25 protein-coding genes are annotated in these 25,360 nt (G+C 54.0%); 8 read left to right on the top strand and 17 right to left on the bottom strand.

The genetic code is table 11. The annotated features are described in order from the left end of the window. Positions 1–11: 11 nt before the first annotated feature. The 11 genes from GSF01_RS17730 to GSF01_RS17680 form a co-directional block, all read right to left on the bottom strand. Positions 12–755 carry a Cof-type HAD-IIB family hydrolase gene (locus GSF01_RS17730; RefSeq protein WP_159886344.1) on the bottom strand — a complete coding sequence of 248 codons (744 nt, stop codon included), beginning with the start codon at positions 753–755 and terminating at the stop codon, positions 12–14. 143 nt (positions 756–898) lie between these two features. Then, a complete protein-coding gene (asnB, locus tag GSF01_RS17725; protein WP_159886342.1) occupies positions 899–2,776 on the bottom strand; it encodes an asparagine synthase (glutamine-hydrolyzing) in 1,878 nt (625 codons plus the stop codon). A 172-nt stretch (positions 2,777–2,948) separates the two neighbouring features. Further along, a complete protein-coding gene (locus GSF01_RS17720) occupies positions 2,949–3,833 on the bottom strand; it encodes a metal ABC transporter permease (protein ID WP_159886340.1) in 885 nt (294 codons plus the stop codon). After that, complete coding sequence (locus tag GSF01_RS17715) at positions 3,830–4,795, bottom strand: metal ABC transporter permease (RefSeq protein ID WP_159886338.1); 966 nt, start codon at positions 4,793–4,795, stop codon at positions 3,830–3,832. The genes GSF01_RS17720 and GSF01_RS17715 overlap by 4 nt, the downstream gene beginning before the upstream one ends. A 5-nt stretch (positions 4,796–4,800) precedes the next feature. Further along, complete coding sequence (locus GSF01_RS17710) at positions 4,801–5,568, bottom strand: metal ABC transporter ATP-binding protein (RefSeq protein WP_159886336.1); 768 nt, start codon at positions 5,566–5,568, stop codon at positions 4,801–4,803. Positions 5,569–5,591: 23 nt separating this feature from the next. Then, positions 5,592–6,560 (bottom strand): metal ABC transporter solute-binding protein, Zn/Mn family, encoded by a 969-nt coding sequence (locus GSF01_RS17705; RefSeq protein ID WP_407945776.1) that lies wholly within the window; start codon positions 6,558–6,560, stop codon positions 5,592–5,594. 272 nt (positions 6,561–6,832) lie between these two features. Beyond that, positions 6,833–8,920 carry a peptidoglycan D,D-transpeptidase FtsI family protein gene (locus GSF01_RS17700; protein ID WP_159886334.1) on the bottom strand — a complete coding sequence of 696 codons (2,088 nt, stop codon included), beginning with the start codon at positions 8,918–8,920 and terminating at the stop codon, positions 6,833–6,835. Positions 8,921–8,966: 46 nt separating this feature from the next. Next, entirely contained in the window at positions 8,967–9,674 is a 708-nt protein-coding gene (locus GSF01_RS17695; protein WP_159886332.1) for an HAD-IA family hydrolase, read from the bottom strand. A gap of 148 nt (positions 9,675–9,822) precedes the next feature. Continuing rightward, a complete protein-coding gene (locus tag GSF01_RS17690) occupies positions 9,823–11,001 on the bottom strand; it encodes a transglutaminase domain-containing protein (protein ID WP_235941578.1) in 1,179 nt (392 codons plus the stop codon). Between the two features lie 58 nt (positions 11,002–11,059). Beyond that, positions 11,060–11,497, bottom strand: a complete 438-nt coding sequence (locus GSF01_RS17685; protein WP_159886330.1) for a hypothetical protein — start codon at positions 11,495–11,497, stop codon at positions 11,060–11,062. A gap of 72 nt (positions 11,498–11,569) precedes the next feature. Continuing rightward, positions 11,570–11,722, bottom strand: a complete 153-nt coding sequence (locus tag GSF01_RS17680) for a hypothetical protein (protein WP_159886328.1) — start codon at positions 11,720–11,722, stop codon at positions 11,570–11,572. 219 nt (positions 11,723–11,941) lie between these two features. On the opposite strand from GSF01_RS17680, the gene GSF01_RS17675 reads away from it, so the two are divergent. The 3 genes from GSF01_RS17675 (at position 11,942) to GSF01_RS17665 (ending at position 15,597) form a co-directional block, all read left to right on the top strand. Further along, a complete protein-coding gene (locus GSF01_RS17675; RefSeq protein ID WP_159886326.1) occupies positions 11,942–13,102 on the top strand; it encodes an MFS transporter in 1,161 nt (386 codons plus the stop codon). A gap of 336 nt (positions 13,103–13,438) precedes the next feature. Continuing rightward, a complete protein-coding gene (locus GSF01_RS17670; RefSeq protein ID WP_159886324.1) occupies positions 13,439–15,019 on the top strand; it encodes an S-layer homology domain-containing protein in 1,581 nt (526 codons plus the stop codon). 227 nt (positions 15,020–15,246) lie between these two features. Next, the gene (locus GSF01_RS17665; protein ID WP_159886322.1) at positions 15,247–15,597 is read left to right on the top strand and encodes a toprim domain-containing protein; all 351 of its coding nucleotides are present in this window, start codon (positions 15,247–15,249) and stop codon (positions 15,595–15,597) included. 34 nt (positions 15,598–15,631) lie between these two features. On the opposite strand, the gene GSF01_RS17660 is transcribed toward GSF01_RS17665, so the two are convergent. The 3 genes from GSF01_RS17660 to cyoE form a co-directional block, all read right to left on the bottom strand. Continuing rightward, positions 15,632–16,555, bottom strand: coding sequence for an AEC family transporter (locus tag GSF01_RS17660; RefSeq protein WP_159886320.1), 924 nt, complete (start codon positions 16,553–16,555; stop codon positions 15,632–15,634). Between the two features lie 63 nt (positions 16,556–16,618). Then, positions 16,619–17,233, bottom strand: a complete 615-nt coding sequence (locus tag GSF01_RS17655; RefSeq protein ID WP_159886318.1) for an SCO family protein — start codon at positions 17,231–17,233, stop codon at positions 16,619–16,621. 118 nt (positions 17,234–17,351) lie between these two features. Beyond that, complete coding sequence (gene cyoE, locus GSF01_RS17650; protein WP_159886316.1) at positions 17,352–18,281, bottom strand: heme o synthase; 930 nt, start codon at positions 18,279–18,281, stop codon at positions 17,352–17,354. A 338-nt stretch (positions 18,282–18,619) separates the two neighbouring features. Between cyoE and GSF01_RS17645 the strand changes: the two genes are divergently transcribed. After that, a complete protein-coding gene (locus GSF01_RS17645; protein WP_159886314.1) occupies positions 18,620–19,453 on the top strand; it encodes an aldo/keto reductase in 834 nt (277 codons plus the stop codon). Positions 19,454–19,644: 191 nt separating this feature from the next. Next, positions 19,645–20,112, top strand: coding sequence for a spore coat protein GerQ (gene gerQ / locus GSF01_RS17640; RefSeq protein ID WP_159886312.1), 468 nt, complete (start codon positions 19,645–19,647; stop codon positions 20,110–20,112). Positions 20,113–20,438: 326 nt separating this feature from the next. Here the strand turns inward: gerQ and GSF01_RS17635 are convergent, their stop codons facing one another. After that, positions 20,439–20,672 carry a hypothetical protein gene (locus GSF01_RS17635; RefSeq protein ID WP_159886311.1) on the bottom strand — a complete coding sequence of 78 codons (234 nt, stop codon included), beginning with the start codon at positions 20,670–20,672 and terminating at the stop codon, positions 20,439–20,441. Positions 20,673–20,870: 198 nt separating this feature from the next. On the opposite strand from GSF01_RS17635, the gene GSF01_RS17630 reads away from it, so the two are divergent. Further along, entirely contained in the window at positions 20,871–21,854 is a 984-nt protein-coding gene (locus tag GSF01_RS17630; protein ID WP_159886310.1) for a metal-dependent hydrolase, read from the top strand. A 169-nt stretch (positions 21,855–22,023) separates the two neighbouring features. On the opposite strand, the gene GSF01_RS17625 is transcribed toward GSF01_RS17630, so the two are convergent. Continuing rightward, the gene (locus GSF01_RS17625; RefSeq protein ID WP_159886309.1) at positions 22,024–22,251 is read right to left on the bottom strand and encodes an alpha/beta-type small acid-soluble spore protein; all 228 of its coding nucleotides are present in this window, start codon (positions 22,249–22,251) and stop codon (positions 22,024–22,026) included. A 210-nt stretch (positions 22,252–22,461) separates the two neighbouring features. Here GSF01_RS17625 and GSF01_RS17620 point away from each other — a divergent pair, with 210 nt between their 5' ends. Then, positions 22,462–22,662 carry a DUF5325 family protein gene (locus GSF01_RS17620; RefSeq protein WP_159886308.1) on the top strand — a complete coding sequence of 67 codons (201 nt, stop codon included), beginning with the start codon at positions 22,462–22,464 and terminating at the stop codon, positions 22,660–22,662. An 82-nt stretch (positions 22,663–22,744) separates the two neighbouring features. Here GSF01_RS17620 and trpS read toward each other — a convergent pair whose 3' ends face one another. Continuing rightward, positions 22,745–23,734, bottom strand: a complete 990-nt coding sequence (trpS, locus tag GSF01_RS17615) for a tryptophan--tRNA ligase (protein WP_159886307.1) — start codon at positions 23,732–23,734, stop codon at positions 22,745–22,747. Positions 23,735–24,268: 534 nt separating this feature from the next. On the opposite strand from trpS, the gene GSF01_RS17610 reads away from it, so the two are divergent. Further along, on the top strand, positions 24,269–25,351 hold the full coding sequence (locus GSF01_RS17610) for a permease (protein WP_159886306.1): 1,083 nt from the start codon (positions 24,269–24,271) through the stop codon (positions 25,349–25,351). Positions 25,352–25,360 lie beyond the last annotated feature (9 nt).

Raw genomic sequence — 25,360 nt, 5'->3', positions numbered from 1 at the left:
AAGTCTGCGCATCAGGCGAGCGCATGCTCCCGGATGATTTTCGCCACGCCGTGCTCCTCATTGGACAGCGTCACCATGTCTGCCAGCCCTTTGACTTCCTCCTGAGCATTGCCCATCGCTACGCCGAGCCCGGCTTCGCGGATCATGGCGATATCGTTCTGGCTGTCGCCCATCGCGATAACCTGCGACATCCCGATTCCGTACAGCTCGCATAACCGGTGCAGGCCGCTGGCCTTGCTGACGCCCTTGGGGTTCAATTCGATATTGCAAGGATGGGAATTGGTAATTTCGAACAGGTCCGTCTTCTCCAATTGGTCCCGGATCGTGAGCAGCGACTCGAGATTTTCGGTGTAATATCCGAACTTCAGCCACTCTCTTTCCTCCACCTTGCCGACGTCTTGCCAGTTCTCCTTATTAAATATCCCGCTGACCGAGTAGGCCCAAAACCAAGGGTCGTACTGAACGGCAAGCTCATGCATCCGGCTCACCTGCTCGGCCTTCAGCGTGTGCCGCTCCAGCAGCTCGTCCGGCGTCTTCCAGACCTCGCCTCCGTTCACCGTGACAAGGGGAGACTCAAGGCCCAGTTCCACGGCATAAGGCAATGCGCTCTGAAGGCCGCGGCCCGTCGCGAAGACGACCTTAATCCCCGCGTCCTCGGCAGCCAGAATAGCCGCACGGTTCTCTTCAGAAATCGTCTTCTCCTCTGTCAGCAGCGTCCCATCCATATCGAGCGCAATCAACCGGTAACGTCCCATCGTGCTTCTCAGCCTCTTTCTATCCTATAGTTCAACCGCTTTGAGTCAGGTGAATCAAGGCTTGCCACGCACCGGCGACCCTTTGTCAGTATGTCACTGGGCCTCGGTGCCAACGAGCAGGCTTGCGCGCCCGCCCTCCGCTCCTAGAGAGCATGCGCCAGAGCGGGACGGTTTTCCTCTTTCATATACGTAGAGTGCCAGAGGGCAAACATGTAGATCGTCCAGATGCGGCGGGCGTAGTCGCCCTTGCCGCTGCGATGGCCATCCAGCATCGAGCGAATCGAATCCATCCGGATATAGTCGTCGATGCCGCTGGCCTCGATCTGCTCCAATATCGTGGAGCCCCGCTGTCCCTTCATCCAGTCGCGCATCGGTACCGGGAAGCCCAGCTTAGGGCGATTCAGGATAAACTCGGGGATGATCCCCTCCATCGCCTTGCGGAACACATATTTTGTCGTTCCCTCCGCGATCCGGAATTTGGCCGGAATGCGCCTCGACACCTCGTACAGCTCCACGTCGAGAAACGGTACGCGCAGCTCCAAGGAATGAGCCATCGTCATTTTATCCGCCTTCATCAGAATATCTCCGGGCATCCACAGGTTCATATCGATATACTGCATGCGCGAGACCGGATCCAGATGCTTGCTGCGATCATAGAACGTCTTGGCCACCTGGATCGGATTGCGGTATGAGCGCAGCAGCTCGCGGTCCGCGTTCACAATATCCGCCTTCATGTCCTCGGTGAAAATTTTGGCATTCCCTAAAAACCGCTCTTCCAGCGGAGTCGTACCCCGCAGCACATACCCACGGCCCTTGAAGCCAGCCGGCAGCAGACGAGCGAGCGCATGCATCATCCGCTTCACCCCATGCGGCAGCCGCTCGATCGGCGCAAGCGATTGGGGCTCGCAATAAATGCGGTAGCCGCCGAACAGCTCATCGGCTCCTTCGCCCGACAGCACGACCGTCACATGCTCGCGGGCGAGCTGAGCTACATGATACAGCGCAATCGCCGACGGATCGGCGACCGGTTCGTCCTGATGCCAGACGGCCCGGGGCAGGGTGGCGAAATAGTCCTGCTCGGTAATGACCTTGTCGTAATGCTCCGTATCGAGCGCTTGAGCCGTTTGGCGGGCGATCAGCGTCTCGTTATTCGCTCCCTCGAAGCCTACGGAGAAGGTCCGGATCGGCTCGATCGAGCGCATCATGGTCGCGATGGCCGTAGAATCGATGCCGCTGGATAGAAAACAGCCCCGCTCCACATCGCTCTGCATATGATGAATAACCGAATCGCGCAGCGTGGAACGGATCTGTTCCACCGCATCGTCGAACGTAAGGCTTTCGTCCGGCTGCAGCATCGGATCCCAGTAACGCTTAATCGACAAGCTTCCGTCATAGCTCAAGGATATCGTATGACCCGGGGGCAGCTTATGTACATCGCGGAACATCGTATCCGGTTCGGGAACGTACTGAAAGGTCAAGTAGTTGAACAAGCTCTCGCTTTTCACACTTTTCGGCAGTCCCGCCGCGAGCAGGCTTTTGATCTCGGAGCCGAACAGGAAGCGCGTGTTGTCCTTGTAATAATAGAACGGCTTGATGCCGAACTGATCTCGGGCGCCGAACAGCTTGCGCTGCCGCTTGTCCCAGATGACAAAGCCGAACATCCCGCGCAGCTTCTCCACACAAGCTTCTCCGTATTCTTCGTACAGGTGAACGATAACCTCGGTATCGGTATGCGTTTTGAACACATGCCCCTTGTTCTGCAGCATATCGCGCAAATACTTATAATTATAAATCTCGCCATTGAACACGATCCATACGCTGTCGTCCTCGTTGGCGAGCGGTTGATGTCCTTCCTTGATATCGATGATGGAAAGACGACGAAAACCAAGCCCTATCCGGTTATCGCTCCAAAATCCGCTATCGTCCGGCCCGCGATGCACGATGCAGTCGATCATGCTCGTCAGCAGTTCCCGCGATGGTTCTCGATCTTCAAAATACATGACTCCGGTAATCCCGCACATTCCAGTATGTCCCCCTCATAGCGTGTAGCTGCCTGCGAAATTCGTTGATAAATCAGTATATCATAATTTCAGCGATTTCTGTAATTCACGCATGACAGGGAATCGTCAAAAAAAGCGCGAAAGCCCCTCTCTCTCCTTGGTCGGAGCAGCAGGGGCTTTCAGGGAAAACTTCTCAGGCTGCGATATTTCTTGCCTGCTTGTGCAGCTTGAGCTTGCGCCAGACGATACCGTGCGAAGGCGAGAAGAGGAAGGCTGCGACGAATAGAATACCGGTCACGGTAATCATGCAGCCAGCGATGGAGGCGTCAAGGACGACAGCCATCCAATATCCGAGCACAGCGCTCAGGACACCTATCGCCATGCTGTATACGATCATCAGACCGAGTCTTTCCGTCAGTAGATAAGCGGTTGCCGCAGGCACCACGAGCATGCCCACGACCAATATGGCGCCAACGCTCTCAAAGGATGCGACCGTCGTGACCGACACGAGGCCCATCAGCACATAGTGGAACAATGCCACCGGAATTCCAATAGCCGCCGCCATCGCCGGGTCGAACGCGCATAGCTTGAACTGCTTGTAGAACAGGCCGATTACGATCAAGCTGACGGTAAACACGATCCCCAACCCCCATACGGCCTTAGGTCCGATATCGATCCCGAACGCCTGCAGCGTATCCCACGGCACTTGAATAATCTCGCCGTACAGCACGCAATCCAGGTCCAGATCCACCTGCCTGGTATAGAAGCTAACGAGGACTACCCCCAGCGCGAACAAGGCCGTGAATACCACCCCGATAGAAGCGTCGGATTGCACGCCGCTTTGGTGAAACCATTGGATCAGGAACACGGTAATCAAGCCGACGACGGAGGCCCCAAGCATCATGAACAGAGAGTCGCGCGATCCGCTGAGCAGGAAGGCGATCACGATGCCCGGAAGCACGGAATGACTGATAGCGTCTCCGATCATAGCCATTTTCCTCAGAACCAGGAAGCAGCCAAGCAGCGCGCATGAGCAGGCTACGAGCGATGCGGTCAAAATAATCCAGAAATCATTCATAGCCGTCCCTCCTCCTGCGCTCCCCGGTTAGAATGAATCGCCACTCTCTCTTGCCGGCCCTTCAGCTCATCCAGCACACTCCGCTTGACCTCCAAACGCTCGAGCAGCTTGGCTGCGAGTCCGCGCCGGGGGGCGAACAAGACCGACAGCACGAACAGCGTCGTAGCGGCCAATACACTGAGAGGACCCGTTGGCAGATTGCTGCCCAAGCCGCTGATCAAGGTGCCCGCCAAGCCGCTGAGCGCCCCGAAGATACCGGACAGTACAACCATTACGCCGAGCTTCTCCGTCCAATAACGGGCCGAGACGGCCGGAGTAATCAATAGGGCGGACATCAGAACGACCCCGACTGCCTGAATGCCCACGACCACCGCAACCACGATGAGAAACATCATGAATTGGTCAAGCGCCGCGACAGGCAGGCCGATGCCTTTGGCGAAGCCTGCATCAAAGCTGAGCAGCTTGAACTCTTTAAACAGCAGCCCGCAGATCATCACAAGCACCAGAGCTACGACAGCCATCGTGATGACGTCCGTCAGCACCATAGAGGCAGCTTGCCCGAACAGGAACTTGTCGAGCCCGCTCTGATTCCCGCTGCCCCCATGCTGAATCTTGGTCAGCAGCACGATCCCGAGCCCGAAAAAAACGGAGAGCACAATCCCAAGCGCCGAGTCCTGCTTGATCCGGGAATGCCGGGTCACGTAGCCGATGCCGAATGTCGCGATCAAGCCCGCCACCGCAGCGCCGATCAGGAAGAAGAAGATCGACTTCGAGCCGGTCAGCATGAAGGCGATGCAGACCCCGGGCAAGGCGGCGTGCGCCAGCGCATCCCCCATCAGGCTCTGCTTGCGCAAATAGGCGAAGCTGCCGAGCACGCCGCTGCTCAGACCAAGCAGCATGCTGCCGAGCAGGATCCATTGCGCATTCGGATCGAGCAGCAAGCCGATCACATAGTCGAACATCCCGATCACCTCGAACTGACGATAACGGCATCGTCATCCTGCTGTAGCAGCGTAAGCCGTCCGCCATACGTTTTTTGTAAATGATCCTTCGTGAACCACTCGGGCGTCGGCCCGATGCCCATAAGCTCTACGTTGAGCAGGATGATCCAATCGAAGTATTCCTTGACGGTCGCCAGATCATGGTGAACGACGAGCACCGTTTTGCCCTGCTTCTTGAGCTCGTTCAGAAGTGTCACGATCGCCTTCTCCGTGGCCGCATCCACCCCGACGAATGGCTCATCCATGAAATACAGCCTCGCATCCTGAGCAAGCGCACGGGCCAGGAAAATCCGCTGCTGCTGTCCGCCGGACAGTTGGCTGATTTGACGCCCGGCGAAGTCGGCCATCCCGACCTTCTCCAGACAATCCATCGCATACTCCTTCTCCCGGGCGCCCGGCCGCTTGAACCAGCCAAGATGCCCGTAGCGTCCCATCATGACAACATCCAGCGCACTTGTCGGGAAATCCCAATCCACCGACTCCCGCTGCGGCACGTATCCGATGAGCTTGCGCTGCTCCTGATACGGCCTTCCGAATATCGTCACACTGCCGGTCACCTTGGGAATCAGCCCGAGCGTAGCCTTGATCAGCGTCGACTTGCCCGCCCCGTTGGGACCGATAATCCCGATCAGCTTTCCTTCGGGAATGGTCAGCGAGATATCCCGCAGTACCGGCTTCTTCTGATAGGCGACAGTCAAGCCCTGTATACTTAAAGGCGCATGCTGTTCCGTCATCGTCCTCACCCCTGTCATCGATTTTATTTCAATGCCTTCACTATCGTATCGACGTTATGTCTGACCATCCCGATATATGTGCCTTCCGGCGTTCCCGCTTCCCCCATGGCGTCGGAGAACAGCTCTCCGCCGATTTTCAACTCATGCCCCTGCTTCGCAGCTCCCTGGATAACCGCTTCGATGGATTTTTTCGGTACGCTGGACTCCACGAACACGGCCTTGATTTTTTGGGTAACCAGATAATCACGCAGCGTGCTTACATCCTTGGAGCCATATTCGGAGGCCGTGCTGATCCCCTGCAGCCCCATCACCTTAATGCCATAGGCTTTTCCGAAATAACCGAAAGCGTCATGCGCCGTAACGAGCACCCTTTGCCCTTCCGGAATCGAAGCGATCTGCTCGGCTGCATACCGGTCGAGCTCCTGCAGCTTGGCGATGTAGGCATCCGCATTTTTCTTGTACTCCGTGGCATGAGAGGCATCATGGCTCGCCAGTGTCTCCTTCACAGCTTCCGTCGCCAGGATCCACAGCTTCACATCGAACCATACGTGCGGATCATGCGTACCTGAGCCGTCATCGACCAGCAGCAGCTTGTTCTCCGGGATGCTGCCGGTGACGGCAACCGTCGTCTTCTGCTTCGCCATATTTTCGAACAGTTGGATCATCTTGCCTTCCAGATGAAGACCGCCGTAAAAGATAACATCTGCCTGCTCGAGCTTGCGGACATCTCCCTGAGACGCCTTATACAGATGAGGATCCACGCCCGGCTTCATCAGCGCCGTCACGCTCACATGCTCGCCGCCTACCTGCTCCACGATATCGGCGATCATGCCGATGGTGGTTGTAATCTTGATCTTCCCGTCTGTCCCCGCGCTTGTCGGGGCTGCTCCGCTATTGCAGGCTGTCAGCCCTGCCGTTATCCCCATCAACACGATGACCATCATGAATCTCGACCATGACGAAGGTATAGCTTTCCTCTTGTTCGGTTTCAAAACCCTCTCTCCTCTTCTTTCCCAAAATATGTACGACTAAGCATATGGTACCTAAAAGTTGTCTTAGACCTCAATTGTTGGCTCAGACAACTTTTCTTTCCCTGATGACTTTATTTTTATTATATACAATAAAGTTTACCCAATGCAACATTTATTTTAGGATGTCGGATAGATCCATGCGTATGCCTTCATTCGAGCAAAAAAAAAAGGAACCCCCGCATATAAGAGGTTCCTTCTCTAAATTTAGGCTTGCCTTACGATCCCAACCCCGCTTAGCGCGGTTTGTTCGCAGCCTGGCCGGCTGCCGCGGCATCTGCCGCGTCCTTCTTGGGTACGCCGTCCAGCCCGTAATAATAATCGTAAGCGTCGAATATTTTGCGGGCGATCGGCGAGGCTCCATAAGAGCCAAAGCCTCCCTCGGGCACAACCACGGCAACAGCAAGCTTCGGCTTATCGATCGGCGCAAAAGCGATGAACACCGCGTTGTCGACCTCCTTGTTGCCGGCCACCCGCTGCGTCGAGGTTCCCGTCTTCCGGGCAAACGGATATTTGAAATCCTCGAAGCCGCTCGTTCTAACCTGGGCCATTCCCTTGAAGATCGCATCCCAGTATTCCTTGGGGAATTCCGTCTTATCCAGCACAACCTTCTGATCGAACTTTTGGACAGGATCGCCATTATAAGTCTGAATCTTGTCTACCAGCAGGGGCTTCAACCGTTCGCCCCGCGTGGCTAGCGTAGTGGCGTACTGGGCAAGCTGCATCGTGGTGTACTTCTCGTTCTGTCCCCAGGAAGCGAACACCATCCGCTGCTGCAGGGACTCTTTCTTATTGGTCAGATACTCACTGATCCCGGGAGATTCATTGCGCAGGCCGGTTCCCGTCAAGACGCCCATACCGAACTTCGCCATGTAGGAATCCCAGATTTCAGCCGCCTTTTCTCCCTTTTGACGGTGAAGCTCATAGCCGATCATCGCCGACATGAACGTATTGGAGGAAACTCTAATAGCCTCTGCTGCGTCAATATAGCCGTTCACTTTTCCGTCGGAGTTGGACAGCTTGGCGTTGTTATCCTTACCGTAGTAGAAGGTCCCCGTGTCGTTGTATCGGGTGCCGACCCCGAACAAGCCTTCCTTCAGCCCAATCAGCACGGACAGCGGCTTGATGACCGAACCGACATATACGATGGATGTCGGATGCTTGTTGCGCTCCTCGGCCGTCGGATAATCGGGGTATGCCGTCGTGATCGTGCCGTTATTGATAAACGGCTGAATCTTCAAATAGTCAGCGTTGGTTTTGATGCCTCCCGCCCATACTCCCGGATTATAATCCGGCATGCTGGCCATCGTGACCACCTTGCCTGTTTCCACTTCCATAGCAACCGCATAGCCGGCAACGGCATTTTTGCCTTTGCCGATGTAAGGATCGTTGCGGACCGCAGGACTTTTCAGATAAGCGAGATGATCGATAATCGCTTTCTCGGTAATGCTCTGAATATCCTTGTTAATCGTCAGGTACAGATTATTGCCCTTGGTCGGAGGAGTTACCTCCGCTTGCCCGATAATTTTGCGGAGCGTGTTGACCGGGTAAGTCTTCTTACCGTTCGTGCCCCGCAGCTCCTTCTGGTACATGAACTCGATCCCGTCGTAGCCTACATATTCAGTGTCCATATAGCCATCCGTATTCGTCTTATCCTGATAGAAGGACAGGCCGTTCCTCGGCTCTCTGGCCTGCGAATACGGGCGCATGTAGCCTACGAGCTGAACCGCCACCGGCTTGACAGGATCATAGGTCCGGATGCTTTCCTCCGTGATCTCGATCCACTTCAATTCATCGCGATGCTCCAGAATGATGGCCATCTCACTGTTGTTCAAATCGGTCTTGATCCGCCGGGGAACGGAGTTATAGCTTGGTTTCTTCTCCGTTTCATCTCCATTCAAATCATAGCCGACGTCCATCTCCTTGATAATCTCCTCGGCTGTGAGCGAGGTATCGCCCTCCCGCACATTGTCCGCGAATATCTGAGCCAGCCGCTTGGCAAGCGCAATGACTTCTTCCTTCGGCTGCGGCTGCTCGATGCGGAAGTATAGCGACTGTACCGGCACGGTATAGGCCAGGGGCGCGCTTTCCCGATCGAAGATATTGCCGCGGATAGGCGGAATGGGGGTATCGGCGCTGACTATCCTGGTTTTCTCCTCCAGCAGCTCCTGGCCTTCTACGAATTGGAGCGTGGCCAAGCGCACGATCAGTACGGAGAACAGGAAAAACGTGAAGAAAAAGAATATATTAATGCGAAAGGTGAAATTACGCCGTTTGCCTGCCTCTTGCTTGGAATGATCCTCCATCACGATCGACTTCTTCATGTGCGCCTAAGCGCTCCTTTCTCTATAGGGATAGAGCAGTCCCGGACTAAAGCAGCTCTCTGAGGGAATGGATCCCATCTCCGTCATGATAGTCATAGCGCTTGATCTTCACGGCATCGATACCGGCCTGGGCCGGAGCCCAGATGTCGTTGCGGTCATGATCGCCGACGTAGAGCACATCCTCTGCAGCCAGCCCTCCCAGCTCCAGCGCCAAGCGGAAAATAGCGGGGTCCGGCTTCTCCAGCCCAACCTCCGTCGATACAAGCACCGGCTCAAAGTAGTGCAAAATTCCCTTATGCTCCAAGATCGCTTTCAACGTAGGGGCAAAGTTTGAAATAATGCCCAGCCGATACCCTCGATTTTGCAGCTCGGCAAGCGTCTCCTCCACATCCTCGAACAGCGTATAGTGCTCGGGTGAGGTAAAGAGATCATAGAGCTCGTGACAGCAGGCATGAATCTGCTCCTCCGTCCAGTTCTCGCTCTCGACACCCAGCTTTTGCAAAATATAGTGATACACCTTCATCCAGAATATCCGGTCGGATTCCGGCGAACAGGCCTCAAAATTCTCAAGCTGCTTCCCGTAATACAGTAGACGAAAGGCCTCGGTAAAAAGTTCACCGACCTGCTCCTCCCCGCGATGAAACGAACGGGCCGCCAGGTGCTGCTGCAAAATGACACGTGCCGCCGGAATGGTCAGCAAGGTATCGCCCACATCAAAATATACGGCCTTATATGCCGATAAAGACTTTTTCAACGATCATAACCTGCCTTCGTCCGCACTCGCCGCAGTCTTGCGAAACGCACCACCCGCGAATGCTCGTAATCTCCTATTAGTGTACCACAAATAGACGAATCAAGAAAAAAGCCAAAAATCTGTTTGAGCAGATTTCCAGCTTTTTCGCTTAGGCATCTTTAATATGCGTTTCATTGAAGCCTGGGGGGTTAAACCAATTGCCTCCGCTGGCCACCCAGGTCGAGTCGAGAGGTACCCAGATGGACTGATCAGACAAATAGACTTCGTTCCAGGCATGCGGACCGTAGCTGCCTTTGCCATCATAGCCAAGGCCCGTCACGACCTTCACATCCAGTCCTACCGATCTTGCCATGACCGCATAAAGGCGAGAAAAATCTATGCAGACGCCCTGCTTGGTTGCGAAGGTGTCCTCCGGGGTCTGCTCCTTCCAGATGCGACGCGTCTCATACTGCTCGACTTTATCCCAATCGTACTGGATACGGGTACCGACCCAGCGGTATAGCAGCCGTGCCTTCTCCTCATCGTTCTTAGCCTTGGCCGTTACCTGCTTGGCAGCCTGGGCAATATCGTCTGGAATCTTGGAGTCCAGCACCTCGTATTTACGCTGCAAAATGTTGCTGAATTCTTGCTCGACAGCCCTTGTAAATACCGGAAGCTGAGCTTCGAGAAAGCCTCCCGTTACCGGTTGGATAACTCCTTTGGCCCCCGTCTGATATAACGATGAAGCTTGGATATAGCCGGATATGGGCATCTGAGGAAACAAGGTCGTGAAGATGAAAAGCAGCGCGATCATGACCAGCCCCCGCCCAAGTCCCGTTACTGCGCCAATCGCCCCTCCTAGCAGACTGCTTAAGATCGAAGGGCCTGACCGTCCTCGATTCTCTGAGCTTCCTCCTGCCTGGGTCTCGGTCCGGCGGACGAGCCATCCGTCCATAAGCGGGTCCAGAATACGGTATACCAGCTGCTTGATAAGTCCAAAGCCTAGCACGAACAGTATGCTGTAACGAAGCAGCGAGAAGTCCCTTATTGCTGTAACGCCGGTGTAATAAAATTGCTCCCAGGTCCCGAGCTCCTCCGGTGGAATTTTCAGATTCAAACTGACCAGCCAGGACTGCACCTGGGGCGACAGCCAGTTGGAGAGCTGCCAGGCCAGAAGCAGGCTTCCCAGCGTAACGGCTCCCTCCATGATCATAAAAGCCAGATGCTTGGCTGAAGAGGTGGCCCCGCGACGCAGACCCTGCAGGACGGAAAAGGCGAACGCCCCCGCGATCACGATCGTCACCACATTCCATTCTCCTGCCTGGCTCCAGAGTTCCCCCATGTTCATTCCTTCTCCCCTCCCTTGCCCCGGCCCGCATCAACCTAACGAAAAGGTCCGTCGTCGCTTACTGGACGCCTGCATTCTTTTTCGCCTGATCGACCAGCGCCTTCATCACATCATCCATCTTGACCGTAAAGCTGCGGTTCATAAACGTCACCTTGATGTCGCTCTCTCCGGGCTTTCCGTCCAATCTGACGCTCTTGGTTGTAACGGTATAGGAGCCGTCGGCCTGCTGCTTGTATGCCGCTTCCTTGATTTCGTCGCCGAAAACCTTAACCACCTGAGTCTTAAGCTCGGCTGCGGCCTGAGCCCCGACCGTGGACCCCAGCTCGATAAGCTGGTCTTTATAGCTCGCTCCGTAGAAATATAGCCCTGCCAGCAAAGCCGCGATCAACACCCACTTGATGACGGTCTTGACTACCTTCACCACAATGAACAAAGCTATAAGCGCTCCCGCTATGACGTACCAGCGCTCCTGAATAAAATCCATCAAAAAATCCATTTCGAATCCCCCTTAGTCAACCGCCTTGTCCGGCGAAGCTGTCTCTTTTGTCCATCATACAACACGCGGCGATTACTCTTCATCTCTTTTTTTACGCAGCTCGGCAAGCCTGTCCTGAATCTCTGCGGAACGCTCCCGCCGCCGCAGCCTTTTCCTGATCCGCAGCAAGCGGAACACAGATAGGCCCAGCACAGCTGCCAGCGCAGCTCCCAAATAAGGGTCCAAGACCATCATCCCCCTGTACGTATGTATGTGGTTGTACGTCCAAACTCCATCGGGGTTGCGCACAAGCTTTCGTTCTCCAAAGGTTAGGGGCATTGACCATTAGCCGCCTTGACTATGTGGAATGCCGACTCCTAGTACTAACTTGGGCGGAAGCCACGTAACGTATAGAGAACGAAAGTGCGGACAACCGCTCGCATCAGAAAAACTGGGGTGATGATTTTGAAAACCGCTGTATGGCTGTACCTGTTTATGTTCGTAGCTATTTTCGACCTGCATGCGCAATATCCGATATTGACACCATTCGCCGTTTCGCTGGGCGCAGCCCCCTCTTTCATTGGCCTCATTCTAGGCGTCTACTCCATTACCCATCTGCCGGGAAATCTGATTGCAGGCTTTGGGGTCGATCGTTACGGCAGCAAGCGGTTTATCCTCTTCAGCTTGATTGTAGCAGGGGTGCTGCTGCTCCTCCAGTCCCTGGTCACGGATCCTTGGCAGCTCCTTATGATCCGCGCGGTCAGCGGATTCGTGCTGGCCTTCCTCTCGCCGGCCTGCCTGTCCATGCTCGCCAAGATCGCCAAGGATCGCGTGCACCAGGGCAAGCTGATGTCCGGCAACGGCATGGTGCACACCTTGGCCTCCGTCTTGAGCCCGGCTGCCGGCGCTTATCTGGTCGCGAAATTCGGCTTCGCGCAATCGTTCATCTATCTGGGCTGGGGACTGATCATCACGGGCGTGCTCGCCTGGCTCTTCGTCAAGGAGCCGAATGGGAGGGCATCTAGTCAGCTCGCGGGTGCAGGGCCGGAGCAGGAAAGCTTTGGCTCCCAATCTACGGACGCTGTTCTCCCGCCTATTCCCTGGCTATTTTTCTGCTTGCCGCTCGCCATCTCATGCTCTCAGGGGATCCTATTTTTCGAGCTGCCTCTGATGCAGGAAGCGCATACCTCGATTATGACTTCCGGGATTTTCTTCTCGCTGGTCAGCCTCGGCTCCCTGGTCACGCTCAGCATGCTATTTCTGAACCGTACGTCGCCTGCCTGGCGAGTGTCTCTCGGCAGCCTGGCTCTGGCCTTTATTTTCTTCGGGATGTCCGTTCAATGGGCGCTGCCGCTGTATGCGTCTCTGCTGTTAATCGGCATGACTAAGGGAGTCATTTTCCCGGCCATCGCCTCGTATCTGGCGGCGGGCACCAGCTCGAACCGGTACGGCCGGACGTTCTCGATCCTCTCCATCGCATACTCCATCGGCGCCTTTATCGGGCCGATCGTAGCCGGACATGTTCGTGACCAGCTGTCCCCTTATTTTATCGCCTTTATCTTCCTCATGGCCGCGTTAGCCATGCTCCCCTTCCGCGCTATTCTGGCACCGGTGAGGGCCTCCTAGCCTGTATGGGATGGACGGCTTGCCGGTCCTAACTTCGGGTTATTTGAGTGTCGCACATAAAAGACACGGCTCGATTTTCTACGACAAAGGCCCCATTTTACTGGGTCTTTTGTCTATTATTTGTAAATTCACTGCAACTTTGTGCAACCCCCTGTCGTTTAAGTTTGCAGCCACTGTGTTTCGAATGGGACAAGCTTGGGTAATTCTTCAACAGACTGCCGCTAGTCCGGTGGCCCCATATCGGCTTATATCGGGAGGTGACATGTCAAACTTCAACATAGTCTCCAGGCAAGATAACCTTCATTATCCGCACTAGTAGATAGGAGTGAACCACAGATGAAGTTTTCTGTTCTGCAGAAGACGGCTCAAACCACCGTTCTCATGATGCTGGTGTCCATTTTGTTGCCGATTATCGCCTTTGCCGCGAACGGCTTCAATGTCACCTTCAAAAACGGAACGGTTACCGGAAATGTATATTCCGATGTGTACAGTAACGTTGCCCCCTCTGTTTACCTTTACGATAAAAACGGTAACCAGATCGGTGTAACAACGGCAACGTACAGTGTCTACGAAGGCGTGTACAAGTATAACTTTACGGTTACCGGATTGGGCGTGTACGATCAGATCCGATTGAAAGGTCCTGTCGGCACCGACTTTTCCGGCGTCAACGAAGCCGTGTACCAAACGGTTTACCAAACGTACGACAATGGTAACCAAGGTGGCGGTGGTGGCGGCGGCGGTGGTTGGTCGTCCACTGACGGCTCCGAAACCATTGACGTTAGCAGCGACGGCACCGTCAATGCCGATCAATTGAAAAATTCGTTCGATAAGTATGACACAGTAACGCTGAAGTTCAGCGGCACGAGCGTTACGATTCCTGCCAAGGGCCTGGAAACGTTCCTGTCGAATGACAAGAAGGTGCTGCGCGTTACCAATAGCAGCGGAACCTATGTGCTTCCGTTGACGGCGCTTCGCCTGAGCGATCTGGCTTCCAAACTGTCGACAACCGTGACCGATCTGAACCTGAAGGTAACGATCGCGCCTGCGGACACCGACACGGCGACGGCCGCTAGCGCCGCAGCCACTGCACTTGGCGGTTCTATCGTCGCACAGCCGGTCGATTTTGACCTTGTGGGCGTAAGCAAGGACGGCAAGACTGCTGCTCATGATTTCGGCAGCACTTATGTGAGCCGGATTCTCCCGCTGACGGAAGAGGTCAAATCTTTCGAAACGACGGGCGTCATGTTTGACCCGGCTACAAAGAAGCTGAGCTTCGTACCAACGGTGTTCTCCGGTAAGGAAGCCCTCCTGAAGCGCAATGGCAACAGCTTCTATGCTGTCGTGAAGATGAACAAAAGCTTCTCCGACATTAGCGGCCACTGGGCGCAAACCAACATTGAGTTACTAGCTAACAAGCTTGTCGTAGACGGTGTCACGGATACGACGTTCCAACCGGAGCGCAGCATTACCCGGGCTGAATTTGCAGCTCTGGTCGTACGGGCTCTGGGCCTTGACACCTCCGGCAGCGGCTCCTTCACGGATGTAGCGGCTGGCGAATGGTATGCAGGCGTTGTCGGCGCCGCTGCAAAAGCCAAGCTGGTTGACGGTTACGAAGACGGCACATTCCGTCCGAATGCCACCATCAACCGCGAAGAGCTGGCAGCTATGGTCGTACGTGCGCTGGATTACGCGAAGGCGAAGCCTAGCGTTAATGCGAGCCGCCAGCAAGAGCTGCTTGCTCCATTCAAGGATTCCGGTTCCATTGTCTGGGCACAGAACGAACTTGCCGTGGCTATCGAGGCCGGCATCATCGACGGCATGACGGACGATACGCTTGGCGCCCGCAATGAGGCGACACGCGCACAGTCTGCTACCATGCTGAAACGACTGCTTCAAAGAGCCAACTTCATCAACTAATAACAAGTGAGCCAGTCATAATGGCTCCCCTAACCCCGTGCATCCTAAGGATGCGCGGGGTTATTTCTACTCAGGGCTCGAATATCGACATGGGTAGCCCCTGCGAATGAGACAGCTTCGACAATTTCCTGGGAAATACAAGCACTTCCGGATTGGTTTAGACATCAGAAGGGGATATACTACAACTAGATACAACTAATAATCGTACGGAATGCGAGGGATCTTGCATGGAGATAGCCATCATTGTCGAAGGAAAAAACGACAAAAGCCGGTTGAAGCGGCTGCTTACGGAGGATGTTCTGCTTGTTTGCACCTATGGCTCTTTGAATACGGCCAGACTGGAGTCCATCAAGAAAGCAGTCCATGACCGCGAAACCTATCTATTCACCGATAATGATTCTTCCGGCAAAAAAATTCGCGCTATTCTGCGCGATACTTTTCCTGACGCTGAGCAAATCTATACACGCCGCGGCTATGCGGGCGTCGAGGGAACACCCGACGAGTATCTGATTCAACAGCTCGAAAAGGCCGGGTTGGAGGACTACATCGTTTATCCTCCCGTCCTCCCGACCTTATAATTCCGAAGCTATCCTTAGAAACATACGACTGGCGTTAGCCGATAAATTGAATGAGATAGATAACCATCGTAACTGTAAATATGCTAAAAATCGTAGATGAGAACACCACTTGAGACGAAAATTCAGGCTCATTGTCATATTCGACCGCAAGTAAAACGCTGCTCAGCGATGTTGGCACTGCACAAGACAATACCAGTGCCTGGGCCATCACTCCTTCGATTCCAAGGAGCAGCACAATAGCAAACCCTACGGCCGGACCGACGCAAAGCCGCAGCACGTTCGACAGCATCACATCGGAGAACATTAATCTCCATTTCATACTGCCCAGCTGGACGCCAAGGGTCAGCAGCGCGGTCGCGATAAAGGCATTGGATATATAATTGATAGGCGTGTAGATCGGGCCGGGGATCGGTACCGCCAGCCACCTAAGCAGAAATGCGATAGGGATAACATAAATGACCGGCATCGACAAAATCGTGCGCATCGTTTTTTTGAACTCATTCTTCTTCGCATTTACCGAGTAGATGCCGTATGTATTAGGCAGCAGGCTCTGCATCATCATGATGATAATCTGAATCGACAACGTAAAGGCATCCCCTACAAAAACGAGCTGGTTCAGCGGAATCGCATAATTCGCGCTGTTGTAGAAGATCACGCTATTGCGCATCGCCGGTATCATGCCGTCCTTGTATCTGCGCAGGCGGATAACGATTTCCATCAGGATAAACATGGCTATAAAGAACACCACGAAGAACAATAGCGTCTGGCCCAATACGGCTAGTGAAAGCGTTGACTCATAGAGCATCTTGAACACGACTGCCGGGGAAAACAAATAAAAATTCAGCTTCGACAACGTTCGGATATCGAGCTGAAACGCACGGTACAGGATAACGCCGAGCGCAATCATAACGGTTAAGGGAATCACATTATTTAGCAGGATATGAGAGAACACGCCCATGACGGGTTAAGCCTCCGTCTTCTGTAAGCGCGGCCATCCTTGGAGTCGGCAGCCGCGCCCGCATTATTTTTCCTTGCTGATTTTGATAAGATCGGCTGCAACCTTCTGCACATCCAGATTTTCGTCGTGCGCACTGTAATAAGTTCGCAAATCACCCTTGCCGTCTACGAGCAGGAACAGGTTGGAATGCGTCCACGAATCATTCTTCGTATCCTTCTCGACCAGCACCCCGAATTTGCGCGCAAGCTCGACGGTTTCCTTCTCGTCGCCCCTCAGGAAATACCAGTTCTTATAATCCGGATTATAGCGGCTTGAGAACTCCTTCAGTCTTTCTGTCGTATCCTTGGTCGGATCGAACGTTATGGACATCAGCGCTGTCTTGGTGCCGAATACGCCCTCTTTGATCAATTCGTTTTGAATTTTGGACAAGGTGTAGGTCGACGGCGGACAAACATCGGGACAAGTGGAGAAAAAGAAATAAACAAGCTTTGCCTTGCCTGCCGTATCTGCCAGCGTGACCTCCTTGCCATCGAGATTTTGCAATTTGAAGTCCGGCGCTTTTTGAAGAACACCCATCTTCTCGCCTTGCGACTGGCCCTGCCACAGCATGTAGCCAAATGCGCCAATCAAACCGACAAGCAGTACCGTAACTATGGTTTTGAACGCTTTGTTAGGCATCACGATCCCCCTTCATCGTTTTCATTCATAAATAAATCCCGGGGCGCCTGGGCGCACCGGGGTTTATAAGATGATGACCTTATCTTCCCTATCTTCTTTAGCCTACGCTCGGCTTGGATCAGGTCGTACTGATCATCATGATAATAAAGAGCAGGGTCAAGTAATTCACCGAAATAATGAACATGCGCTTAGCCCACTTCATCTCATCCTCGGCTTTAAAGCCCTTGAGACAGACAAATGCCCAGTACAGGCCCATCGCCACCGCAGCGAAGAAATAAAGCTCGCCTACATAATCATAGACGTAAAGCAGCAGGGAAACCGGAACGATCAGGACGACATAGCGGACCATCGCCATCTTCGTGACGTAAGTGCCCCGTACGACCGGCAGCAGCGGGAAGCCGGCAGCCCGGTATTCCTCCATCCGGCGGATGCCCAATGCCCAGAAGTGAGGCGGCTGCCATAAGAATAAAATAAGAAATAAAATAACAGCGCCCATATCAAAATTCTGGGTCACGGCACAATAACCGATGACGGGCGGCATCGCTCCCGAGAAGCTGCCCACGAACGTACTCCAAACCGAGGTGCGCTTGAACCATGCGGTATAGATCCATACATACGCAAAAAGCCCGATCAGTCCCAGCAAGGTAGCCAGCGGACTTTGCACCAAAAACCACAGCACCGAAAGACCGGCTATTCCAAGAGCGATCCCGTACCACAGCACCGTCTGGGGAGAGATGATACCGCTGACAAGCGCCCGATCCTTCGTACGCTCCATCTTCGCATCCATGTCGCGGTCCAAATAATTATTCAATACCGTTCCCGAAGCCATAACGAGCGCCGTACCGAGCAGGGTAAAGATCAGCTTCAGCCAGCTAATCTCCCATCCGGACGCCACCCAGAATCCGCCGAGGGCGGTAAGAGAGTTAGAAAAAATAATACCGGGCTTGGTCAACTGATAAAAGTCTTTAAAACTTGCCGTCGAGCTTACCGTCGTTTCCGCCGCAGCGGCCGCTTCCGTGTGCAGCTCCAGGCCAGCCTGTTCCTTCACCTCGAGAACCTCCTTGTGTGAAAATCATCTGCGCCAAGCTTGTGATGTTCTTCACTTGCATTCCATGCTTCTTTATCATATCAACCCCAAGATCGTTTGACAACAAACAGGCGCCAGAGTTCAAAATATTGTCGAAACCCCTCGAGCTTCCTGCGGGAGGACGAAAAGCTCAGGGAGCTAAGCGGGATCTGCTCTCATCCAACTAGCCGCAGCCAGCACAAAGTCTGTCCTCTCCTCAGGCTTTGCCCTCCTTTTGGAAGAATTCCTCTGTTGTGTTATCATAAATAAGGCAGTCTAAACTTAGCAATTACCGATATTGAGAAGGGAGCAAGCTATCCATGACATCCATTGCACACATCCGGGATACGGTAAAGCTTCACAATGGCGTTAACATGCCATGGCTTGGACTCGGCGTCTGGAAGACCAAGGACGGAGATGAGGTTATTCATGCGGTAACGGAGGCTTTAAAGGCCGGTTACCGTTCGATCGATACGGCCGCCATCTATGGCAACGAAGCGGGCGTAGGCGAGGCCATTCGGCAAAGCGGCATCCCGCGGGACGAAATCTTCCTTACAACGAAGGTCTGGAATGGAGATCAAGGCTTTGAGCAGACTCTCCTCGCTTTTGAGGAAAGCCGCAAGAAGCTGCTGGTCGATACCATCGATCTCTACCTGATCCATTGGCCTGTTAAAGATAAGTATAAAGAAACGTGGAAAGCCTTGATCAAGCTGCAGAAGGAAGGCTATGTGCGCGCCATTGGCGTGAGTAACTTCCATGCCCACCATCTGCAAGATATCATCGAGGACAGCGGCGTTGTTCCCACCGTCGATCAAGTCGAGCTTCACCCGCTGCTTCAGCAGCGCGAACTGCGCGAATATTGCCGCTCCCACCAGATTCAGCTGGAAGCCTGGAGCCCTCTGATGCAAGGTAATCTCGATCTCCCGCTGCTTACGGAACTGGCGGCCAAGTATGGTAAATCCCCGGCGCAGATCATTCTCCGGTGGGACCTGCAGCAAGGAGTCGTCGTCATTCCGAAGTCCGTCACAGCTTCACGCATTCAGGAGAACGCCGACATCTTCGACTTCTCCCTGTCGGACGAGGATCTGGCGCGATTGGACCAGCTGAATGCGAATAAACGCTTCGGCTCCAACCCGGACAACTTCAACTTTTAACCTATACCATAATTGCCAAAAACACGCAGGCCGCCTGGCCTGCGTGTTTTTGCTTCGCTTTGACGCTTATCAAAAAAATCAACCTGCACCCGTCAATAATCGCCCATAGGCGTCATACAATAAATGGTGTGCAAACGCCCATCCCACGACGAGCTTTAAGTTTCATCTTGAGAAGGAGGTTTTAAAGAGCCATGTACAATCAGCATTTCAAATCGAATGCCGCCCCGTTCGGGCACCCCGTTTATTCGCAGGGCCAAGCCGGTATGGGTTTAGCCGGTCCGACCCCCCCGCCATTTCCCGGCGGCTCCCCCATGACGCCCTTCGGCGCCGTCATGAATCCGCCTGCGGGCCCTTCCGGTCCGGCCGGTACGACGACTCCAGGCATGCTCCCGATCGAACAATCGTTCATCGAGAACATTCTGCGGTTGAATCTGGGCAAAGTGGCAACCCTTTACATGACGTACGAAAACAATTCGCAATGGAATGCCAAAATTTTCAAGGGCCGCCTGGAAGCAGCGGGTCGCGACCACATCATCATCAGCGATCCCCAGACAGGCATGAGGATCTTGCTCCTGATGGTCAACCTGGACTACATCACGTTCGATGAGGAACTTCAGTACGCGTATCCATACGGAGCGGCAGCAATAACCGGCCGGTAAGCCCCTCACATACTGAAAGTACCGGCTTCCCTGCATGCCGGCGAACTCCAAAACCGTCCCTTCCCTAGTAGGGTCGTCCTCCGAGCCGAATCCTGCCAGCAGACGGGTGCTTGAGCCGTCTGCCGCCAAGGCCCCTGACCGTCTACAAGAAGGTTAGGGGCCTACACCTACGTACATAAGCTGACAAGCCCCCCAGAGGAAGACAGAAGGCCGGGTTGGACAAGCCCGAAAGACGCTGGCGAAGGGATCGCCTTCGGCACCAACCCGTTTCATTCCGAATACGATGTCGTCAATGGCAGGTGAAGGGTAACCCCACACGTGGACAGTCATATTGTTTTGAATTGCCACATATGGATCTTAGCCCGGCCTCCGACTACCCAGCGCTCCATCGTCCGCCACCCTCCCGGAGACTGTTCGCTCCCCGCTGCTTCGTACTCGCCGATCCTGGCCGCTTTCAGTTCTCCGTACGCTTCATCGCTCAAACCGCTCCAAATCTCCACGAACAAATTCGGCTGCTCCGTTCCCTCGTAAATCTCCAGATTTTCATATTCCTGTTTCAAAAGGGCCGCCCATGTCAAATAATCAGTACGACTGTTAGCGTCTATCCGATACTCAGCGAACACGATACACATTCTTTTCACTCCTTTAGCGCATTTTGTTTCTAATGAAGCTTTATTTTGTTCAAGAAAATGATACACTACTAGTAATGGACTGCAAATAACGATTGGCAGAAATATGCTTGACCAGGAGGTAAGTCCATGGATACCGGAACCCATCTCGTCATCGGGCTGGGCTTGGCGGGACTCGCTTATATCGATCCTGTCGTTGCTTCAGACCCCGCCGTAGCCACGGCTGTCCTGATCGGGACCGTCGCCGGTTCTCAGGCGCCCGATGCAGATACGCTGCTCCGACTAAAGAACAACGCCGTCTATATCAAGAACCATCGCGGAAAGTCCCATTCTTTGCCTGCGCTGCTCCTTTGGACCGCGCTCATTTCCGGCATGCTCGGCCTCATATTCGACGGCTTGCCGATGCTGCACGTTACGATGTGGGTGTTTATCGCCGTAGCCTTTCACGTTTTCACCGATTTGTTCAACACGTACGGGACACAAGCGGTCCGCCCATTCTCGGAACGCTGGGTGTCGTGGAACATCATTCACATTTTCGACCCTTTCATCTTTCTGTCTCATGTACTCGCCGTCTTTCTCTGGGCGGTACACGCGTTGCCTCCGCAGCTCATCTTCCCGGTTCTGTACAGCGTGATCGCGGTCTATTACGTATGGCGCACCTGGGTCCACTACCGGCTGGAGTCCAGGCTGTATCTGCAGGACCCCGAGCACGTCCCGGGAGAGCGATACACGCTTATACCGACGGTTCATCTGTACAATTGGCAGATTGTGAAGCTCAAGCAGGACGGTTCCTACCGCCTGGGCGAGCTTAAGAGCGGCCGGATTCAATGGATCGATCACGTGCGCTGTGATGAGCACCCGGCGGTCGAAGCCTCCAAATCGCATCCTAACGTTGCTTCCTTCCTGTATTTTACCTCTTTCGCTTGTGCGGAGATGAAGGAACACCCGTGGGGCTATGAGGTTCGTTGGGCCGATGTGCGCTACCGTCACCGTAAGCAATATCCGTTCGTGGCCGTACTGAGGATGGACAAATCGTATGAGACCCTCGACTCTTATGTCGGATGGATGAATGATTCGAAGCTGGAAAAAAAGCTTCGCGTGGACTTGAACTGAGGCTTGGATCGATAGGATCGCAATCGGCAGCCCGGGGCTATGCCGGCAAAGGCGGACAGGTGCGGCGCGAGACGTTCGCGCCCGCCTTTTGCTGCGGTCCCTGCCGAATTCACAGGAAAAAGCCCAGGGAGCGAACTCCCTGAGCTTTGCCGCAAGACCGGTCAAACGATTAGCGGGACTGTTGTCCAGCGATCGCTTGCTCGGCGATTTGCACCAGGCGACGAGTAATGTGACCACCGATTGCTCCAGTGTCACGAGTCGCCATATAACCGTAGTAACCGTCTTGAGGAATTTGAATGCCCAGCTCTTGAGCAACCTCATACTTCAATTGATCCAATGCCTGAGAAGCTTGTGGGACTACCAGAGCGTTGCTGCTGCGGGATTGACCTGCACCCATGTTCAGCACTCCTTTCGATTGGATAATGTCTTTGATGTATTTGCAAGCTTGCAAGCTTATTATGTGCCGGGGGCGCCAAACTATACGCACTTTTGAAAAAAAGTTTTCAGTTTCAAATGTTATAAGCGAGTTCAAAATACGTATGGATGGCTTCATCAAATGACGATTTTTTGAACATCCTTTATAAAAATAAGGAGCTACCTAACCGCTATGAACAAACCGCTCGCACTCCTATATGCCGTGCTCGGCACGGCTTTACTTGCCGCTATCAGCTTCTTCATGGCGGCCGGCAGGCCCTGGATGGCCGTGCTTGCCGCCATCGTCTCCCTTTTCTTCATCGGTTCGGGCTTCATTGTCAAGGCCAGACAACGAAGAAAACGGGAGCAGGAAGCCAAGCCGGGCGAAAACTGACACCCAAGCTGCAAGACAAAGAGCTCATTCCGAAGCAGGATACGCCCGGAATGAGCTCTTTGTCATGGAGATGAAGGGCCGTTCAGAGAATAACATAGCCCATCTTCGACTTAACTTCTCCGAGCGTACGCTCGGCCTGTTCGCTTGCCTTCTCCCTGCCTTCGCGGAGAATCCGCTGAAGGTCGCCCGACTCGCGAATATCCTTGTACTTCTGCTGCAGCGGCTCCAGCAGAGCGACCACCGCTTCGGCGAGTCCTTTTTTGAACGGGCCGTAGCCTTGCCCGGCATACATGGCCTCGATCTCTTCGACCGATTGATCCGTAACCGCCGAATAGATGCTGAGCAGGTTGCTGACCTCCGGCTTATTCACCGGATCGAATTTCACTTCGCGTCCCGAATCGGTCACAGCCCGGCTAATTTTCTTGCGGATAACGTCGGGAGCATCCAGCATGGCGATATAGCTGCCTGCATTCGGATTGCTTTTGCTCATCTTTTTGGACGCATCGTCCAGCGACATAATGCGAGCTCCCACTTCCGGGATGTACCCCTGAGGGATTTTGAACGTATCGCCGAAGCGGCCATTGAAGCGGTGAGCCAAATCCCGCGTCAGCTCCAGATGCTGCTTCTGGTCATCGCCAACCGGAACGAGGTCGGCATTGTATAGCAATATATCGGCGGCCATCAGCGAAGGATAGGTGAATAAACCGACTCCTACCGACTCTTTGCCCTCCGACTTATCCTTAAACTGAGTCATGCGCTCCAGCTCGCCCATATAGGTGAGCGTAGTTAACAGCCATCCAAGCTCGGCATGCCCGCTTACCGACGACTGCAGGAAGATCGTAGCTTGGCTTGGATCGATGCCCGCTGCGAGATACAGCGCCGCTACCGACTCCGTCTGTTCCTTGAGGGCGCCGGGATCTTGCGGCACGGTAATCGCATGGAGATCCACGACCATGAAGTAACAATCATGCGTGTGCTGAAGCTTGACGTAATTGCGCATAGCTCCGATGTAGTTGCCCAGGGTCGGCTGCCCGCTAGGCTGCATGCCCGATAATACTCTTAGCTTCGTCATATCGTAACTACCTCCTGTAATGATTTGGACGGATGACTCTCTCAGACTTGCCTGCCTATTCCTCAATAGGACCTATTCGCCAGACAAAAACAAAAAAGGCCTCTCCCCGCAAGGGACGAGAGACCGTGGTACCACCCTAATTCGCCTGCATGCCGACTCTTGCTTCAATTGTTAACGAAGCCAGACCGAACCTGCAAGCCTTCATGCTCCTGTAACGGGGAGTCAGCCGGAGAGGCATACTGGCGCGCGTGATCGACGGATATTCATCCATCCCCGGGCCCGGGAGGCGGCCGTTCAACCTTCAGCTCAGGGATCCATTCAGTCGATAGCGGTCTGCCGGTTCGCACCACCCACCGGCTCTCTGCCCAGACACGCTGCTCGCCTACTTATTCCCGTCATTGCTTAGTTAAGACATTGTACCGAACAGATATCGGAATGTCAATATCCTAGCCGGCCCAAAAAACTTGTCCTATAGTCAACCTTCTATGCATAAGTTATAATAATAATTACGTTTATAGAAGGAGAAATGGAATCGTGTCCACAACTGTCCAACGCTGGTTGACCAATATTCTAGCCGTCCTGTGCGTTCTGATGCTTTTTCTTATCTTCACGCAAAAACAGCAGCCCGACCTGTCATGGGCCAGCGCGGACACCGTACAAAACTTCAAGACGATGTTCATCAGTATCGTGCTGGAGGCGCTGCCCTTCGTTCTGCTTGGCGTCATCGTCTCGGCCCTGCTGCAGATGTTCGTATCGGAGCAGGCCGTGCGGCGCTGGATTCCCAAGAACCCGGTGCTTGGCGTGCTCTTCGCCTGCCTGCTCGGCATTATTTTTCCTTTGTGCGAATGCGGCATGATTCCGGTTATCCGGCGTCTTATACTTAAGGGTATGCCCATCTATGTCGCCGTCGTATTCATTCTGGCGGGCCCGATCATCAATCCCGTCGTCTACGCTTCGACTTTCATGGCCTTCCGCACCCGACCGGAGATTGCCTATTCCCGTATGGCGCTTGCCTTCTTCGTGGCTGCCGCAGTCGGCTTACTCGTCTATCGTTTCGTCAGGTCGAACCCGCTGCGTCCTCGAAAGGACGACCATCATGCTCATAGTCACTCCCACGAGAGCCATCACCACCATCACCATCCCGAAGCCGGGCATGCTCATCACAGTCACTCCCACAGCCAAAGTGACAAGGATAGTGGCGGATGGGGAGGGAAGTCGCTGAGCGTATTGAGCCATGCATCCGATGAATTTTTTGACATGGGCAAATATTTAATTTTCGGCGCGCTGCTGACAGCCTTGATCCAGACCTTCATGTCTAGGGACAGCCTGGTCGCCATCGGGGAAGGTACCGTCAGCTCTCATCTGTTCATGATGGGCTTTGCTTACGTTCTGTCGCTCTGCTCCACGTCGGATGCCTTTGTCGCCTCATCCTTCGCCACTACCTTTTCAGCCGGATCGCTGCTTACCTTTCTTGTATTCGGCCCAATGCTGGATATGAAAAGCACCCTGATGCTCCTGTCCGCTTTCCGGGTCAAATTCGTTGTCCTGCTGGCTGTTCTTGTCCTTATTGTCACGCTGCTCGGCTCTTTACTGTTCGAACGAATCGTCTTTCTATGAGGTGAATCC

Source organism: Paenibacillus puerhi (genome assembly GCF_009846885.1).
GTDB classification, from domain to species: Bacteria; Bacillota; Bacilli; order Paenibacillales; family NBRC-103111; genus Paenibacillus_G; species Paenibacillus_G puerhi.
The sequence above is the reverse complement of the archived record's forward strand: the minus strand, read 5'-3'. Positions and strand labels throughout refer to the sequence as shown.